This window comes from Halomonas sp. DP1Y21-3 (assembly GCF_019801245.1).
GTDB classification, from domain to species: Bacteria; Pseudomonadota; Gammaproteobacteria; order Pseudomonadales; family Halomonadaceae; genus Halomonas; species Halomonas litopenaei.
On the sequence record NZ_JAHVJM010000001.1, the window covers coordinates 580,855 to 597,501 of the forward strand.

Sequence of the window (16,647 nt, forward strand, 5' to 3'; positions counted from 1 at the left end):
CGGATTCCCCTGGGCAGAAAATCCGGCTACGCTGCGCCCATGTGCCTGATTGCCTTTCACTTCGCCCCGGACAGTGCGCGGCCGATCACCTTGATCGCCAACCGCGACGAGGTCCACGCGCGCCCCACCGCGCCCCTGGCCGCCTGGCCGGACGCCCCGGGACTGGTCGCCGGTCGCGACCTCGAGGCCGGCGGGACCTGGCTCGGCATCCATCGTCGCGGCCGCTTCGCCGCCATCACCAATGTTCGCGACCCGGAACTGATACCACCGCAACCGAGCGAAAGCCGCGGCCTGCTGGTGCGCCGTGGCCTCGAAACCGATGACCTCGAGGCCTGGCTCGAATGCCAGAGTGCGGGCGAGGCATTGCGCTACGGTGGCTTCAATCTGCTGATCGGCGACGGCAAGCGGCTTTGGCACCTCGAGCGGCATCGCCACGGCTGCGCACTGCAGGCGGTCGAGGCCGGAGTGCACGGCCTGTCCAACGCCTCTCTGGATACCCCCTGGCCCAAGCTGGTCCAGGTGCGCAACGCCCTGGCCGAAGACATCGCCGAGGCCAGACACGCCTCCCTGGCAAACGCCCGCCAGGGCTTCCTCGACCGCCACCCGGCGCCGGACGCTAGCCTGCCGGACACCGGCGTGGGGCTGGAGCTCGAACGCTTCCTGTCACCGGCCTTTATCGTCGGCGACGACTACGGCACCCGTGCCACCAGCGAGTTGACGCTGCACCGCGACGTGAACGGCGAGCGTTTCGACATCTCGGAACGGCGCTTTGGCCCGGGCGGGCGGCCTCAGGGCGAGACCCGGCTGGCGCTGACCATCGACCGAGACGGCTGAAGCGTCGCTGGCCACGCTGCGAGATGCCAAGGCGCGCGGCCATCCTTGACGGCCGCTGCCTCGCTCAATCCCTGGGCGGCAGCAGATGGGCCAGCTGCCAGGCCTGCATGCGGCTCGCCAGGTGGGCGCGCACCTCGGCTGGCGTTTCCAGCGCAAGGGTCTGCTCCACCAGCTCGGCTGCCGCCTCTCGCGATACCCGACGAATGGCCGCCCGCACGCGGGGCAGGTTGGGGCCATTCATCGACAGCACCCGGAAGCCCATGCCCATCAGCAGCAGCGCACCAGCCGGGTCGCCGGCGAGTTCGCCGCACACCGAGGTCGGCACATTCAGCTCGCTGCTCTCGGCGGCCAGGCGATGCAGCGCCGACAGCACCGCAGGGTGACAGGAATCGTAGAGGTCAGCGACCCGCGGGTTGTTGCGATCCACCGCCAGCAGGTACTGGGTCAGGTCGTTGCTGCCCACGGAGAAAAAGTCGACCCGCGCCGCCAGTGCCCTGAGCTGGTAAAGCGTCGCCGGCACCTCGAGCATCACCCCGAGGCGCGGCCGGCGCACGTCCACACCCTCTTCGCCCAGCTCGATGATCGCTCGCTCGATCAGCTTCAGGGTGTCATCGACTTCATCGACGTTGGTCACCATGGGCAGCAGCAGCTCGAGGTTGTCGAGCCCCTGGGAGGCCCGGAGCATGGCGCGCAGCTGTACCATCAGCACTTCGGGGTGATCCAGGGTGACGCGAATACCGCGCCAGCCGAGAAAGGGGTTGGCCTCTTCGATGGGGAAGTACGGCAGGTCCTTGTCGCCACCGATATCCAGGGTCCGCATCACCACCGGAAGCGGTGCAAAGCTCTCGAGCTGCTCCCTGTACAGCCGGGTCTGCTCCTGCTCGCCGGGGAAACGTTCGGTGATCATGAACGGCACTTCGGTGCGATACAGCCCTACCCCGCCGATACGCGTCTTGAGCGATGCGACCGTATCGACGGTCAGTCCGGTATTGACCATCAGCGTCATGGCGTGACCGTCCGGGGTCACGCTGGGCAGGTCCTGCTCGTGTTCGAGCAGCGCCGCCAGGGCCTTCTCCTCGTCGATCTGGCTCTGGTAATGGGCCACCAGCTCCGGGCCAGGACGCACGAACACGCGCCCTCGGTGACCATCCAGCACCAGCGGGGCGCCGTCGAGTCGCGGCAATGGCAGGTCGATCATCCCCGACACCAGCGGAATCCCCATGGCACGGGCGATGATGGCCACATGGGAGTTGCTCGACCCTCGTACCGAGATCAGTCCGCCAAGTCGGTCCCGGGGCACCTCGCCAAGCAGCGCGACGCTGATCTCGTCGCCGATCAGGATGGCCCCCTGGGGGTAGTGTTCGGGCAACCGCGGCGACTCTTCCTGCAGATGGGCCAGCACTCGGCGTCCGAGATCGCGCACGTCGGCGGCACGCTCTCTCAGGTAATCGTCGTCCACCCGCTCCAGATACTGCACATGGCGGCGCACCACGTCGGCCAGGGCGCCGGGCGCCCACTGGCCCTCGCGGATACGCTTTTCCACCTCCTGGGACAGCGCCGCCTCGCCGAGCATCTGCTGATAGACGTCGAACAGCGCCAGCTCCTGGGCCGAGATACGATTGGCCAGCCGCTCGCCGGCGGCACGAATCTCTTCGCGCACCCGGGCGATGGCGTCCTTGAGCCGGGCGATCTCGAACTCGACGTCGGTGGGCACCAGATCCGGCACGCTGTCGAGATCGGCCGGCGGTGACAGCACCACCGCCTCGCCGATGGCCATGCCGGGTGAGGCGGCGACCCCGATGAAGGTCGCCTGGACGCCGGGAAAGGCCGGGCAGGTTAGCCCACCGGTAGCCAGCGCATGGGCCAGCACGCCAGCAAGCTGGGCGCCCATGGTGACCAGGAAGGCCTCGTCGGATTCATCGTAGCGACGACGCTCTGCCTGTTGCACCACCAGTACACCGAGCATGCGGCGCTGATGGATGATGGGCACACCGAGAAAGCTCGAGTAGCGCTCTTCACCGGTCGCCTCGAAGTAACGGAAACTGGGGTGAGCCTGGGCGTCCTCCAGGTTGAGCGGTTCCTCGCGGCGGGCCACGGTGCCAACCAGCCCCTCCCCTACCGGCAGCGCCACCTGGCCCACCGCCTGGGTTCTCAGGCCGATGGTCTCCATCAGCACCAGCGCATCGCGTTCGCCGTCAAACAGGTAGAACGAACAGACATCGGTCTGCATCGCCTTGCGTGTCCGGCGCACCAGGGTCGCCAGCGCCGCGTCCAGGCTGCGCGCGCTGTTGACCTCCTGAATGATTCGTTGCAGGACCTTGAGCATGGAAAGGTCTCACCCCTGTTCTTGTACTGGTCCGGCCATGGGGCGACCGAACGATAAGTGGGAGGCAGCAACGCCACCGGCCTCTCGCCGACGTGGCTGATGTGCTGCCGCGGGCGCTGGATTCATCCCTTCTCCAGCGCCAGGCTCTGGGCGCGAGGCAATAGCTCACGTAGTGCTCGGCGGTAGACCTCCCTCTTGAACGGTACCACCTGCCCCAGCGGATACCAGTAACTGACCCAACGCCAGCCATCGAACTCGGGCTTGGGGGTGCCATCCACACAGATGCGGCTTTCCTGGCAGCGGATCCGCAGCAGGAACCACTTCTGTTTCTGTCCTATGCACACTGGGCGCGAATGTGTGCGAACCATGCGTCGCGGCAGGCGGTAGCGTAGCCACCCCCTGGTGCAGGCCAGTACCTCCACATCCTCGGCGGTCAGGCCGATTTCTTCGTGGAGCTCTCTGAACAAAGCCTGCTGGGGCGTCTCATCTGACTTGATGCCTCCCTGGGGAAATTGCCACGCGTTCTGCCCTACCCGACGCGCCCATAGCAGCTGCCCCTGGTCGTTGACGATGATGATGCCAACGTTGGGGCGAAAGCCGTCTGCGTCGATCACGGGCTTCACCTTTCCAATCGGTATTGACTGCATTCTTCCACAATGGCTCGAAGCGCATCAATACGACATCTCGAACCCCTGCCGAGGTTCTGACATAATCGCCCCCTTTGTGGCCTTCCCGGGCCAGGGGCCCATGGGCATGACGTACGCCTGTTGCTGGCCACTCCGACACAGATCGCCGGGCCGGGAGGTCGCCTCACCCAAGCGCCGGGAGACACACCTTGAGTCTGGCCATCTTCGATTTGGACAATACCCTGCTGTCGATCGACAGCGACCATGCCTGGGGCGAATTCCTGCTCGAGCAGGGCGCCGTGGACGCGGTGGCCTATCGCGAGGCCAATGACCGTTTCAAGGCCGACTACGACGCCGGTCGTCTCGACATGATGGCCTTCCTGGAGGTGGCCCTGAAGCCACTGGCGGACAATTCCATGGAACAGCTCGCCGCCTGGCATCAGCAGTTCATGGCCAGCAAGATCGAGCCCGCCATCCTGCCCCAGGCCGAGGAACTGATCGCCCGCCACCGCGCACGGGGCGACACCCTTCTGATCATCACCGCTACCAATCGCTTCATCACTGGCCCCATCGCCGAACGCCTGGGCATCGATGACCTGATCGCCGTGGAACCGGAGCTCGTCGATGGCCGCTACACCGGCCGGGTCAGCGGCGTGCCGAGCTTTCAGCAGGGCAAGGTGACCCGCCTGGAACAGTGGCTTTCTGAGCGCGACGACACCCTCGACGGCGCCTGGTTCTACAGCGACTCCCACAACGACCTGCCGCTGCTCGAGCAGGTCGATCATCCGGTCGCGGTGGACCCGGACCCGGCCCTGCGCGAAGTCGCCGAGGCCAAGGGCTGGAAGATCATCTCCCTGCGCGGTTGAGCCAAGCGCGGTTGAGACAAGCCCCTCGCACGACACCGACGCCATCCACAAAAGAACCCCGCCACATTGTGGCGGGGTTCTTCGTTGGCACGATGACCGCTGGTCGACGTGCAGGCGATGCTCTGCAAGGCCCTGTCGGGCCTTGCGAGACCGATATCAGCCCAGCAGGTGCTCGACCGCAGCGCGCTCTTCGCGCAGCTCGTCTTCGGTCGCCTTCATCTTGGTGCGGCTGAACTCGTCGACCTCGAGGCCCTGGACGATCTCGTACTTGCCGTCCTTGCACACCACCGGGTAGGAATACATGATGCCCGGCTCGACGCCGTAGCTGCCGTCGGCAGGAATGCCCATGCTGACGATGCCGTCGCTGCCCAGCGCCCAATCACGCATGTGATCGATGGCGGCGGATGCGGCGGAGGCAGCGGAGGATGCACCACGCGCCTTGATGATGGCGGCGCCACGCTGCTGCACGGTCGGGATGAAGTCGTTTTCGTACCAGTCGCGCTCGACCAGGTCGAAGGCCGGCTTGCCGTCCACCTTGCAGTGGGACAGATCCGGGTACTGGGTCGCGCTGTGGTTACCCCAGACGATCATGCTGTCGACGTCGGTGACGTGCTTGCCGGCCTTCTGCGCCAGCTGGGTCTTGGCCCGGTTGTGGTCCAGACGCATCATCGCGGTGAACTGACCGGCGTCGAGGTCCGGCGCGTTGCAGGAGGCGATCAGGGCGTTGGTGTTGGCCGGGTTGCCCACCACCAGCACGCGAATGTCACGGCTGGCGTTGTCGTTGATGGCCTTGCCCTGGGCGGAGAAGATGGCGGCGTTGGCCTCGAGCAGGTCCTTGCGCTCCATGCCCGGACCGCGCGGACGGGCACCCACCAGCAGGGCGAAGTCGGCGTCCTTGAAGGCCACGTTGGCATCGTCGGTGGCGACGATGTCCTGAACCAGCGGGAAGGCGCAGTCGTTGAGCTCCATCACCACGCCATTCAGCGCTTCCATGGCCGGAGTGATCTCGAGCAGCTGCAGGATGACCGGCTGGTCCGGGCCCAGCATGTCGCCTGCGGCGATACGGAAGGCGAGAGAGTAGCTGATCTGACCGGCGGCACCGGTGATGGCAATACGTACGGGGTCTTTCATCATGGCTCCTTGGGATTGTCGCCGTGAAGGGGCCCGGGCGGCATCATGCAGACGTCGGCCGACACCTTGGCTGCCTCGGGCGGCGTTCAGGACGCGGAAAATCTTATGCTTGCAGTGCACAAAACTCAATTGGCCCGACGCAATTGACCTGGCCTGGCACCGCCGACCTGGACTGTCGCCAGACACGACCGCCTGGACGACCTGACGTGGCGGCCCCTCAACAGCCAGATCCGGAAGTGTCGGATCCTCGAGTATCGGGAGCGGGCGAAATCGGCGGCCTGGTGCGAACAACGCCACCAAAGCCTTCGGTGTTATCGGAGGCGATCAAGGCGCTGCGCTGGCCTTGCGCGCTCACTCACCCTCTCACTAACCCTCTCACTCACTGTCCGCCCTCACGGTCCGCCCTCACTACCCTCCTTCACCGCCGGCACCCCTGTCAGGAGATGCCTTCGGCGGGGGCGTGCTCGTCGTGGAGCCGTGCAATCAGCTGATCTTCCAGGCCGAAGCGCTCCGACAGGCCCTTCTTCAGACGCTCGAGCCAGGCCGGCAAACGCGGCAGAAAGCGTTGGCAGCGCACCGGAGTAGAGTAGTCCTCGTCAAAGGACAGCACCAGTTCGGTGGACATCTCGAGGCGTTCCAGCAGACGATCGGCGATATTCAGTGCCGACGTGTCATCGAAGGCACGCGCCTCTTCCCTCAGTTGCGGATAGACCTCGAAATGGCCGGCGCTGATGTAGTCCATCAGCGTCTCGCTGAAGGTGTCGATGCGTTCCTTGGTGATGGTTTCCAGATCCGCATCGCATGACTGTTCGAGCTCATTCAAGACAACGAGCAAACCCTCGCGCTGCTCGAGCCAGCGGTCGATCAGTCGATGGACGCCTCCCCAGCGTTCGCGAGCGGTCTTGCAATCTTCCAACATGGCGGCCTCCCTAGCACTGCCTCACCCCGAATCCAGGCGGATGAACAGACTCCCTCGTGCCGCCGCCCCTGTCAACGAATGCATGCCAAGTACCTGATTGGCCGTCATCACCGACAGCAAAACGGCGCAGAGAACGCCTCTACCGCCAAGCTTCAGCCGTTCCAGCGATAGCCGCTGGTCGTGGCCCGCAGCGTCGTGAGCATGCCCACCGGCACCGCCAGCAGTACCACAAAGCCAATCAACGTCCAGCCTGGCAGCGACAGCCCGAGCAGGGTAGCGCCGACCTCGGCGCACTCGCCGGAGCCGGACAACACCGAGGCGATGACCTTCTGCAGCGGCAGCACATCGATCATGTAATCGAGACCGGGGCCACAGCTCGGCACCTGATCCGCCGGCAGCGACTGCAGCCACAGATGACGCCCGGCAACGGCGATCCCGGACAGCACCGCCAGGGCCGCCAGACCGCTGTAGGCCACTGTGGCGAATGCACCACGAGGTCCATGCAGCGCGGCCACGGCAAACACCAGCCCTGCCGCGATCACCGCCACCCGCTGAAACACACAAAGCGGACAGGGCTCGAGCCCGACCAGGTGCTCAAGCCCCAGGGCCACGGCCATCATTGCCACGCAAAAGCCCAGTCCCGCCAGGCTCCACTGCCGCAGGCTCCACTCGCTCATTTCAGGCTCTCTCCGCTATGGGTCGGTTGATCCGTGGGTGCCAACGCCCGGGTCTCCCGGGCTCGGCTGAAATAGTCGCTCAGGAATTGAGCAAAATCGCTGGTGTCGGATGCCTCGATCTCCCGCTGCTGCTGATGAGAGGTCTCGACCAGGTCTTCCAGCATGGACGCACGACACCGATTGAGCGGCTCGTCAGCCAGCGCAGCGGCCTGCTCACGGGCGATGGCGACCATGGCCTCGACAAACTCCTCACCGTTGTCCTCGAGGCGCGCCAGCACGCGAGCAGAAGGCGTCAGCGACGGATCATCGATGCGCGGCGCGATCGCGTCCACCGCCTGCTGGTGGGGACTGCCATCCTCGAGCTGGTCGAGCAGCGCGGCGACCTCGCGCATCTCGGCGACGATGGCACGACTCCAGTCGACCAGACCGCGGCGGTTGCCTCGGTCATTGAGCTCGAGCCCGGGCTCGCGACCGCGCTCCACCACCAGGCGCCGATTGTCGTCCAGGTGGTCACACTCCTCGTCGGAGATCCAGGGACTGTCGGACAGCAGACACCACACCAGGAAGGTGTCGAGAAAGCGGGTCTGGGCGGCATCGATCCCCAGGGTAGCGAAGGGATCGATATCCAGACAGCGGACCTCGATGTACTCGACACCACGGGCCTCGAGGGCCTGGCTCGGTGTCTCGTCGTGACGGGTGACCCGCTTGGGACGGATATCGCTGTAGTACTCGTTCTCGATCTGCAGGATGTTGGCGTTGAGCTGACGCCAGCTATCGCCATCACGCACACCCAACGCCTCGTAGTCCGGCCAGCCGGTGGCGATGGCATGGCGCAGGGTGTTGACGTAATTCGACAACGAATTGAAGCAGATCTTGAGCTGATCCTGCACCTTGTTCTGGTAGCCCAGATCGGACATCCGCAAGCTCGTCGCATAGCGAGATACCAGGGTGCGCTCGCCGAGGCGTTCCAGCCCCTCGGGGATCTCGCCATCATCCAGGAAGCTGTCGTCGATGGCGGGCGATGCACCGAACAGATACAGCAGTAGCCAGCTATGGCGCCGGAAGTTGCGGATCAGTCCGAAGTAGCGCGACGAGCGGTACTCGCCCATGGACACCTGCTCCTGCTCGTCCAGGGTCTGCAGCAGCGTCCACAGGTCGTCGGGCAGCGACACGTTGTAGTGGATGCCGGCGATCGACTGCATGATCCGCCCGTAGCGAGCGTCCAGGCCGCGACGATAGACATGCTTCATGGTGCCGACGTTGGAGCTCCCGTAGTCGGCAATGGGCACGCTGTCGTTGCCATTGAGCCGGGAAGGCATGCTGGCCGGCCAGATCCACTCTCCGTCCAGATGGCGATAGGTGTAGCGATGGAGATCGGCCAAAAATTCCAGCGCCTCGTCGGGACGGCTGTAGACCGGCGTGATGTACTCCAGCAGCGCCTCGGAGTAGTCCGTGGTGATATGGGGGTGGGTCAGTTTGGAGCCCAGCGCCCGGGGATGGAAGGTCGCCGCGATCACGCCGCGGTCGTCGACCCGAAGCCCCTCCTTTTCAATGCCGCGGCGCAGGCGGCCGAAGCGTCGTGCGGCCGCCGGGCCGCGCAGGCGTTCGAGGAGCGAAGAAAGCTGAGTGGACAAGGTGAACACCCCGTGTCGTGGAAGGGCCCGGGGGCCTGCTTCGAATGGCGGCGACGGCAACGGGCGCTCAGGCGCCCGTTGTTTCAGTCGACAGATACGGTCGACAGCGAAGGTCGACAGTCGAGATCGCTGGATAAGGTCGACAGATTATGGCGTTCCATTGGCAGGTTTCAAGAACGACCCTGCTTCGCCTTGAGCAGAGCGGCACCCAGAGCGCCCATGGGAGCGGCCTCGTCGCGCCCTCCCTTGCCTGCCTGACCGCGACCCTGCTGGCTCCGAGGGCCCTTGCCCTTGCCACCGCCTTCGCGACGTCTGGGGGCCTGGCGAGCGTCACCTCCGTCGGCGCTGTCGGGAGTATCGTCCATGCGCATGGACAGCCCGATACGCGAGCGCTGCAGATCCACGTTCATCACCTTGACCTTGACGATGTCGCCCGCCTTGACCACGGTGCGTGGATCCTCGACGAAGCGGTCCGACAGCGCTGAAATGTGCACAAGACCGTCCTGATGCACACCGATATCGACGAAGGCACCGAAGTGGGTGACATTGGTCACGGTACCTTCCAGCACCATGCCCGGCTCGAGGTCCTTGAGCGTCTCGACGCCCTCGCGGAACTGCGCTGCACGGAACTCGGGACGAGGGTCGCGGCCAGGCTTGTCGAGCTCGGCGATGATATCGCTGACGGTGGGCACCCCGAAGCGCTCGTCGGCAAACTCGCTGGGCTTGAGCGCCTTCAGCGTGGCGCTGTCGCCGATCAGCCCGGACAGCTCGCGCCCGCTGCGCTCGGCGATGCGCTCGACCAGCGGATAGGCCTCCGGGTGCACGGCGCTAGCGTCCAGCGGATTGGCGCCGTTCATGATGCGCAGGAAGCCGGCGCACTGCTCGAACGTCTTGGGCCCCAGCCGGGACACCTCGAGCAGATCACGGCGATCACGGAAGGCGCCCTTGGCGTTGCGCTGGGTGACGATGTTCTCGGCCAGCCCCGGATTGAGCCCCGCCACCCGCGACAGCAGCGCCGAGGAGGCGGTATTGAGGTCGACCCCCACCGCGTTGACGCAGTCCTCGATGACCACCTCGAGGCTGCGTGACAGCTGGACCTGGGAGACGTCGTGCTGGTACTGGCCGACGCCGATGGACTTGGGTTCGATCTTGACCAGCTCGGCCAGGGGGTCCTGCAGGCGGCGCGCGATCGACACCGCGCCACGAATGGTCACGTCGAGATCAGGCAGCTCACGGGAGGCATATTCGGAGGCAGAGTACACCGAGGCCCCCGCCTCCGAGACCATGACCTTCGACAACCGGGGATCCTTCATCGCCTTGAGCAGATCCCCGGCCAGCCGATCGGTCTCCCGGCTGGCGGTGCCGTTGCCCACGGCGATCAGCTCGACGCCGTGTTTCCTGACCAGTTTCGCCAGTTCGGCAAGCGACGCATCCCACTGATTGCGCGGGGCGTGGGGAAAGATGGTGGCCTGCTCGAGGAACTGCCCGGTGGCATCGACCACCGCCACCTTGCAGCCGGTGCGCAGGCCGGGATCGATGGCCAGCGTGGCCTTGGGGCCGGCCGGCGCCGCCAGCAGCAGATCCTTGAGGTTGGCGGCGAAGACGTCGATGGCCTCGCCTTCTGCCCGCTCACGCAGACGCCCCATCAGCTCGGTCTCGAGGTGGGTGTAGAGCTTGACCCGCCAGGTCCAGCGCACCACCTCGGCCAGCCAGCGGTCGGCCTTGCGCCCCTCATCGCGAATCTCGAAGTGACGCGCGATGGCGACCTGGGCTGGGTGCACCGGCGCCTCGTCTTCGCCAGGCAGGCGCAACGCCAGCGCCAGCACACCCTCGTTGCGGCCACGGAACATCGCCAGGGCGCGGTGAGAAGGCACCTTGGCAAGCCGTTCGTCGTGTTCGAAGTAGTCGGAGAACTTGGCGCCCTCCTGCTCCTTGCCGGCGATCACGCGGCTGGACAGCTCGCCCTCGCTCCACAGCCTCTCGCGCAGGCGTCCGACCAGCTCGGGGTCCTCGGCGAAGCGCTCCATCAGGATCTGCTTGGCGCCATCGAGCGCCGCCTTGGCGTCTTCGATCGCCGGCGTCTCGCCTTCGGCAGGCCGCAGGTAGCCCGCGGCTTCGGTCTCGGGGTCGAGGGTTGGATCGGCCAGCAGCGCGTCGGCCAGCGGCTCGAGACCCGCTTCCCGGGCGATCTGTGCCTTGGTCCGGCGCTTCTTGCGATAGGGCAGGTAGAGGTCTTCCAGGCGCTGCTTGGTATCGGCAGCCTGGATGCTGGCGGCCAGCGAATCGCTGAGCTTGCCCTGCTCGTCGATGGCCGCAAGCACTGTGGTGCGGCGCTCTTCCAGTTCACGCAGATAGCCCAGGCGCTCTTCCAGGTTGCGCAGCTGGGTATCGTCGAGTCCTCCGGTCACTTCCTTGCGATAGCGCGCAATGAACGGCACCGTCGCGCCGCCATCCAGCAGCTCGACGGTCGCGGAGATCTGAGGGGCCTTGACCGCCAGTTCTTCGGCCAGGCGGGCAATGATCTTGGCTGTAGCGTCCATGAAATCCTTGGCAATACGACGTCTGTGATCCGGCCAAGGTATCACAAAGCGCCCTTTTGCGCCGCCGCCACCCGCTGCCCGGCGTCATCCCCCGGGCAGCTTTTCGTTCAGGCCGGAACGAACTTGAGCGCGACCCCGTTGTTGCACCAGCGCAGACCGGTGGGATCGGGCCCATCCTCGAACACGTGCCCCTGATGACCACCACAGCGAGCGCAGTGGTACTCGGTACGCGGCCACAGGATCTTGTAGTCCACACTGGTCAGCAGGTGGCCCTCCACGTGCTCGTAGAAGCTCGGCCAGCCGGTGCCGGAGTCGTACTTCATGGCGCTGGTGAATAACAACAGATCACAACCGGCACAGCGAAATTCGCCTTCACGCTTCTCGCCGTCGAGCGGACTGGAGCCTGCCGGCTCGGTCCCTGCCTCGCGCAGCACATCGTACTGGGCCGGGCTCAGGCGCTCACGCCACTCGCTCTCGCTCAATTCCAGCGGCTCGATATCGGGACTTGGCGAAAGCTCCAGCTCCGGGCGGGCATTGGCCACCGCCGGCACCATGCTGGCGAGGCCGCCGAGCCCGAGCAGCGCGAGGAAATTGCGTCGTTTCATTGTAGAGTCTCCTGCGTCAAGGATTGTGCTGGGTCGGTCTGCCCCTCCCCTTCCTTACACTCAATCGTCGCTGTCCGTCCGGACCTTCGCCAACTATCGACGGCAAGGCGCTGGAACAAGAGCAAAAAAAGAGGAGAAGGCCATCGCCTTCTCCTCTTCTCGACCCCTGCCTCGCGGCAAGGTTCAGTCGTTTACTGCCTTGGCAACCCGCAGGTTAAACCAGGCCCGGAGCCGCCTAGACCAGACTCGGGCCTGCCTTGACGATGGCGTCGCTGACGCCGTCGAACTTCTTGGCCGTATGTCAGCCCTACAAACTTGGCCCTCGGCCTGTATCAGGCCCGGAGCCGCCTAGACCAGGCTCGGGCCCGCCTTGACGATGGCGTCGCTGACGCCGTCGAACTTCTTGAAGTTCTCTACAAACTTGCCTGCCAGTTCGCTGCGCTTGCGATCGTAGGCCGCCTGGTCTTCCCAGGTCTGACGCGGGTCCAGCAGGCTGGAGTCGACGCCGGGCACGGACACCGGCACTGACAGGTTCAGGCCGTCGATGTGGCGGGTTTCCACGTCACGCAGCACGCCGGTCTGGATCGCGTGGATGATGGCGCGGGTGGTCGGGATGGAGAAGCGTGAGCCGCCCTCGCCGTAAGCACCGCCGGTCCAGCCGGTGTTGACCAGGTAGACCTGGGCGTCCTTCTCGGCCACGCGCTTGATCAGCAGATCCGCGTACTCGCGGGCCGGGCGCGGGAAGAACGGCGCACCGAAGCAGGTGGAGAAGGTCGCTTCCAGACCGCTGGAAGAGCCCATCTCGGTGGAGCCCACCTTGGCGGTGTAGCCGGACAGGAAGTGATAGGCGGCGGCCTCCTTGGACAGCACCGACACCGGCGGCAGCACGCCACTCATGTCACAGGTCAGAAAGACGATGGCGTTGGGCTCGCCGGCGCGGTTCTCGGCCACACGCTTGTCGACGTGCTCGAGCGGATAGGCGGCGCGGGAATTCTGGGTCAGGCTGTCGTCGGCGTAGTTCGGCTCACGACGATCGTTGAGCACCACGTTCTCGAGCACAGTACCGAACTTGATGGCATTCCAGATGACCGGCTCGTTCTTTTCCGACAGGTCGATGCACTTGGCGTAGCAGCCACCCTCGAAGTTGAACACGGTACCGACGCCCCAGCCGTGCTCGTCGTCGCCGATCAGGTAGCGACCCGGGTCCGCTGACAGGGTGGTCTTGCCAGTGCCGGACAGGCCGAAGAACAGGGTGGTCTCGCCGTCTTCGCCGACGTTGGCGCTGCAGTGCATGGGCAGCACGTCGGCCTCGGGCAGCAGGAAGTTCTGCACCGAGAACATGGCCTTCTTCATCTCGCCGGCGTAACGCATGCCGGCGATCAGCACCCGGCGCTTGGCGAAGTTGATGATCACGCAGCCATCGGAGTTGGTGCCGTCACGGCTCGGCTCACACACGAAGTGCGGGGCATTCTGGATTTCCCACTCGTCCTTGCGTGACGCATTGTAGGCCTCGGGACGCACGAACATGGTGCGGCCAAAGAGGTTGTGCCAGGCGGTCTCGGTGGTCACACGAACCGGCAGGTAGTGGGTCGGATCGCTGCCCACGTGAAGCTCGCTGACATAGCTGTCCTTCTCGCCCAGGTAGCCTTCCACTCGCTCCCACAGTGCATCGAAACGCTCGGCGTCGAAGGGACGGTTGACGCTGCCCCAGTCGATCTGGGCACTGGTGGACGGTTCGTCGACGATGAACCGGTCCTTGGGGGAGCGCCCGGTACGTTCACCCGTCTTGACCACGAGGGCGCCGTGGGAGGCCAGTCGGCCCTCGCCCTGGGCCACCGCACGCTCGATGAGCTCGGCAGTGCTGAGGTTGACGTGAACGGTAGAAGACTGCGTGGTGGTGGTCATAGGATTCCTGGGCCTTCGGCTTCTCTCTCGTGGACTGGCGCCATCCGACAGGGCGAACGGCGCAAGGGATCCGGCGAGTCGACTACGCGGTTCGACCGTCTTCTTCGACTGACGACGCGTCCGGGATCGGCGGGGATTATGGCAAAAAACCCCGAGACAGGAAATGCCCATTTTTCAAGACGTTATTGTAGTTTAATTACAACATTTCGGCCTTTTTGGTGCATTTCCTGTCATTCCACTACAAACCTGCAACCGCCACCGCAGTCCCGATAACCTCGAGCCTGCCATTCATGCCAGCGAAACGGCTCGGGCCTGGACGCTGCAACCGCTCAATGCACCGTTGGGCTGCCGTCGCTGGGGTCCTCGATCAAGGCTTCGACATCGGCCGCGGTGAAGGCGTAGCGGGTGTTGCAGAAGTGACACTGGGTCTCGATCGTACCTTGCTCCGCGACGATCTGACGCAATTCCTCGTGCCCCAGCGACATCAGTCCCCCGGCGATGCGCGAACGAGAACAAGTACAACCAAAACGCAACGCCTTGGATTCGAAGGTACGCAATGGCTCCTCATGGAACAGCCGCACCAGCAAAGTTGCCGCATCCAGTTCCAGCAATTCCTGTTCGCTGAGGGTGGCAGCCAAGTGATAGGCGCGATCCCAGGCGTCGTCATCCTGATTGAGCGACTCGTCGGGCAGTCGCTGCAGCAGCAGGCCACCGGCGCTGACACCGTCCGCCGCCAGCCACAGCCGCGTGGGCAGCTGCTCGGACTGGGTGAAGTAGGCTTCCAGGCAGCCGGCCAGGCGATCGTGCTCGATGCCGACGATACCCTGATAGCGCCGCCCTTCCTTGGGGTCGAGGGTGATCACGATCTGGCCTTCTCCCACCAGCTCGCGAAAGCCGGCCTCATCGCCGGGCAGTGCCGCATCTTCGGCGAGGCGGGCGATGGCGCGAAGCTCACCGCCAGGATTGGACTCCGCCATCATCAGGGAGACGTCACCACTGCCGCGCACCTCGAGGGTCATGGTGCCGTCAAGCTTCACGGTGTCGGTCAACAGAGCCACCGCCGCCAGCAGTTCACCGAGCTGACGATTGACGGCGGCCGGATACTCGTGACGCTTGAGCACCTCGTCGTAGGCCTCGGACAGGCGGGTGACTTCGCCGCGGACGTTGGTGTCATCGATAATGAATCGCTGTATCTGATCAGCCATGAAAAACGATCTCTGCTGGGCGCGCCCCGGCGGGCGCGCGTCTGACGAAAAGAAGGGTGTTCGACGAGGGCGCTGGGATGAGCGCGACGCGCGCCGTCAGGAGCCGCCCTCGCGCTGGAAGCGCTTGATATCGCGGCGCGCCCGCTTGTCGGGGCGCTTGAGCGGATGCTTGAAGACCTCGTTGGCCTGGCGGCGCTGATCGGCCTCGCGCTCGCGACGTTCGCGACTCTGCTCGGTCTCCTGGTACAGCCGCCGCGCCTCCGGCGCCCCACGACGCTGCTCGCTGACCTCGAGCACCTCGACCTCCCACACATCCCAGCCCTGAGGCGCACGTATCAACATGCCGGGGCTCACCGACTTGCTGGTCTTGGCCCTGGCCCCGTCGACCTCGACCTTGCCACCCTCGATGGCCTTCTTGGCCAGGGCGCGGGTCTTGAAGAATCGTGCCGCCCACAGCCACTTGTCGAGTCTGACGCTATCCACGGGGGGCCTCCGGAGTCTGCGGCGCCGAGGGCATGATATCGGCGAAACGGTCCAGCGCGATAAAGTCCTTGAGCGACTTCTCCGGCCGCCGGCTGTCCGGCTGGCGGATCCCCAGCAGATGGCGAATACCGTACTCGCGGGCGCTTTCGAGCACCGCCGCGTTGTCGTCGATGAACAGGGTCCGCTCGCGGTCGAAGGGCTCGATCTCGTTGAGCGCATGCCAGAACGCCTGTTCTTCCTTGGGCTCGCCGATATCGGCAGACGACACGATGGCGTCCAGGTAGTCGTCGAGGCCCGTCAGCGGCAGCTTCAGCGCCAGACTCTCGCGATCGGCGTTGGTCGCCAGTACCACTCGCGGATGGGCGCTCTTGAGCCAGCCCAGAAAGTCCAGAGCATCGCCGCGCAGGCCGATCAGATGCTGGACCTCGCGCTTGAGCGCGACGATATCCACGTCGAGCTCGCGGCTCCAGTAGGCCAGGCTGTACCAGTTGAGGGTGCCCTGCTCCCGGATGATCCGCGCGCGCACCACTTCCTGGGTGGCCTCATCCAGCTTGTGCAGTTCTACGTAGCGGCGAGGCAGATGCTCCAGCCAGAAATGACTGTCGAAGTGCAAGTCCAGCAAGGTGCCGTCCATGTCCAGCAGCACGGTATCGATGGTGTCCCAATCGAGCATTACCTCATCTCCCGCCATCACCAGCTCAATGCTTGTTCCACTGCGCCGGCGAACGTCCGCCGACACCTGAGTAACGTGTTAGTGTACCTCAAAGGCATTCGGGCTCGCAGCCCGGGCGCTTGCGCCTGGTCTCGGCCCGGTGCGGACGGCGGATGTCCCGCGACGCCGCCAACCCCGCCTGCCCCCTGTTCATTACGCTAGTCATTGCGCTATTCGTTGCGTT

At 65.2% G+C, this 16,647-nt stretch carries 14 protein-coding genes; 2 read left to right on the forward strand and 12 right to left on the reverse strand.

The annotated features are described in order from the left end of the window. Positions 1 to 39: 39 nt before the first annotated feature. Positions 40 to 834 carry an NRDE family protein gene (locus KUV74_RS02445; protein ID WP_108131403.1) on the forward strand — a complete coding sequence of 265 codons (795 nt, stop codon included), beginning with the start codon at positions 40 to 42 and terminating at the stop codon, positions 832 to 834. Between the two features lie 64 nt (positions 835 to 898). On the opposite strand, the gene ptsP is transcribed toward KUV74_RS02445, so the two are convergent. Together ptsP and KUV74_RS02455 are read right to left on the reverse strand one after the other, a co-directional pair. Beyond that, positions 899 to 3,160, reverse strand: coding sequence for a phosphoenolpyruvate--protein phosphotransferase (gene ptsP, locus KUV74_RS02450; protein ID WP_222515573.1), 2,262 nt, complete (start codon positions 3,158 to 3,160; stop codon positions 899 to 901). 122 nt (positions 3,161 to 3,282) lie between these two features. Further along, positions 3,283 to 3,774 (reverse strand): RNA pyrophosphohydrolase, encoded by a 492-nt coding sequence (locus tag KUV74_RS02455; protein ID WP_045994143.1) that lies wholly within the window; start codon positions 3,772 to 3,774, stop codon positions 3,283 to 3,285. Positions 3,775 to 3,995: 221 nt separating this feature from the next. Here KUV74_RS02455 and KUV74_RS02460 point away from each other — a divergent pair, with 221 nt between their 5' ends. Then, a complete protein-coding gene (locus tag KUV74_RS02460; protein ID WP_045994142.1) occupies positions 3,996 to 4,652 on the forward strand; it encodes an HAD family hydrolase in 657 nt (218 codons plus the stop codon). Positions 4,653 to 4,808: 156 nt separating this feature from the next. Here KUV74_RS02460 and KUV74_RS02465 read toward each other — a convergent pair whose 3' ends face one another. The 10 genes from KUV74_RS02465 to yrfG form a co-directional block, all read right to left on the reverse strand. Further along, on the reverse strand, positions 4,809 to 5,783 hold the full coding sequence (locus KUV74_RS02465) for a malate dehydrogenase (RefSeq protein WP_045994141.1): 975 nt from the start codon (positions 5,781 to 5,783) through the stop codon (positions 4,809 to 4,811). 436 nt (positions 5,784 to 6,219) lie between these two features. After that, positions 6,220 to 6,702, reverse strand: coding sequence for a sigma D regulator (gene rsd, locus KUV74_RS02470; RefSeq protein WP_045994140.1), 483 nt, complete (start codon positions 6,700 to 6,702; stop codon positions 6,220 to 6,222). A 152-nt stretch (positions 6,703 to 6,854) separates the two neighbouring features. Next, on the reverse strand, positions 6,855 to 7,379 hold the full coding sequence (locus KUV74_RS02475) for a disulfide bond formation protein B (protein ID WP_108131401.1): 525 nt from the start codon (positions 7,377 to 7,379) through the stop codon (positions 6,855 to 6,857). Beyond that, positions 7,376 to 9,022, reverse strand: a complete 1,647-nt coding sequence (gene gshA, locus KUV74_RS02480; RefSeq protein ID WP_375037771.1) for a glutamate--cysteine ligase — start codon at positions 9,020 to 9,022, stop codon at positions 7,376 to 7,378. Before gshA ends, KUV74_RS02475 begins: the two co-directional genes overlap by 4 nt. 161 nt (positions 9,023 to 9,183) lie before the next feature. Then, positions 9,184 to 11,553 carry a Tex family protein gene (locus KUV74_RS02485; protein ID WP_222515574.1) on the reverse strand — a complete coding sequence of 790 codons (2,370 nt, stop codon included), beginning with the start codon at positions 11,551 to 11,553 and terminating at the stop codon, positions 9,184 to 9,186. 107 nt (positions 11,554 to 11,660) lie between these two features. Continuing rightward, positions 11,661 to 12,158, reverse strand: coding sequence for a peptide-methionine (R)-S-oxide reductase MsrB (msrB, locus tag KUV74_RS02490; RefSeq protein WP_045994136.1), 498 nt, complete (start codon positions 12,156 to 12,158; stop codon positions 11,661 to 11,663). A 348-nt stretch (positions 12,159 to 12,506) separates the two neighbouring features. Continuing rightward, complete coding sequence (locus KUV74_RS02495) at positions 12,507 to 14,063, reverse strand: phosphoenolpyruvate carboxykinase (protein ID WP_045994135.1); 1,557 nt, start codon at positions 14,061 to 14,063, stop codon at positions 12,507 to 12,509. A gap of 329 nt (positions 14,064 to 14,392) precedes the next feature. Beyond that, positions 14,393 to 15,268: an Hsp33 family molecular chaperone HslO gene (gene hslO / locus KUV74_RS02500; protein WP_108131400.1), complete on the reverse strand. Its 876-nt coding sequence runs from the start codon at positions 15,266 to 15,268 to the stop codon at positions 14,393 to 14,395. 96 nt (positions 15,269 to 15,364) lie between these two features. Then, positions 15,365 to 15,751: an RNA-binding S4 domain-containing protein gene (locus KUV74_RS02505; RefSeq protein WP_108131399.1), complete on the reverse strand. Its 387-nt coding sequence runs from the start codon at positions 15,749 to 15,751 to the stop codon at positions 15,365 to 15,367. Beyond that, the gene (gene yrfG / locus KUV74_RS02510; protein WP_108131398.1) at positions 15,744 to 16,424 is read right to left on the reverse strand and encodes a GMP/IMP nucleotidase; all 681 of its coding nucleotides are present in this window, start codon (positions 16,422 to 16,424) and stop codon (positions 15,744 to 15,746) included. The genes KUV74_RS02505 and yrfG overlap by 8 nt, the downstream gene beginning before the upstream one ends. Positions 16,425 to 16,647: the final 223 nt, after the last annotated feature.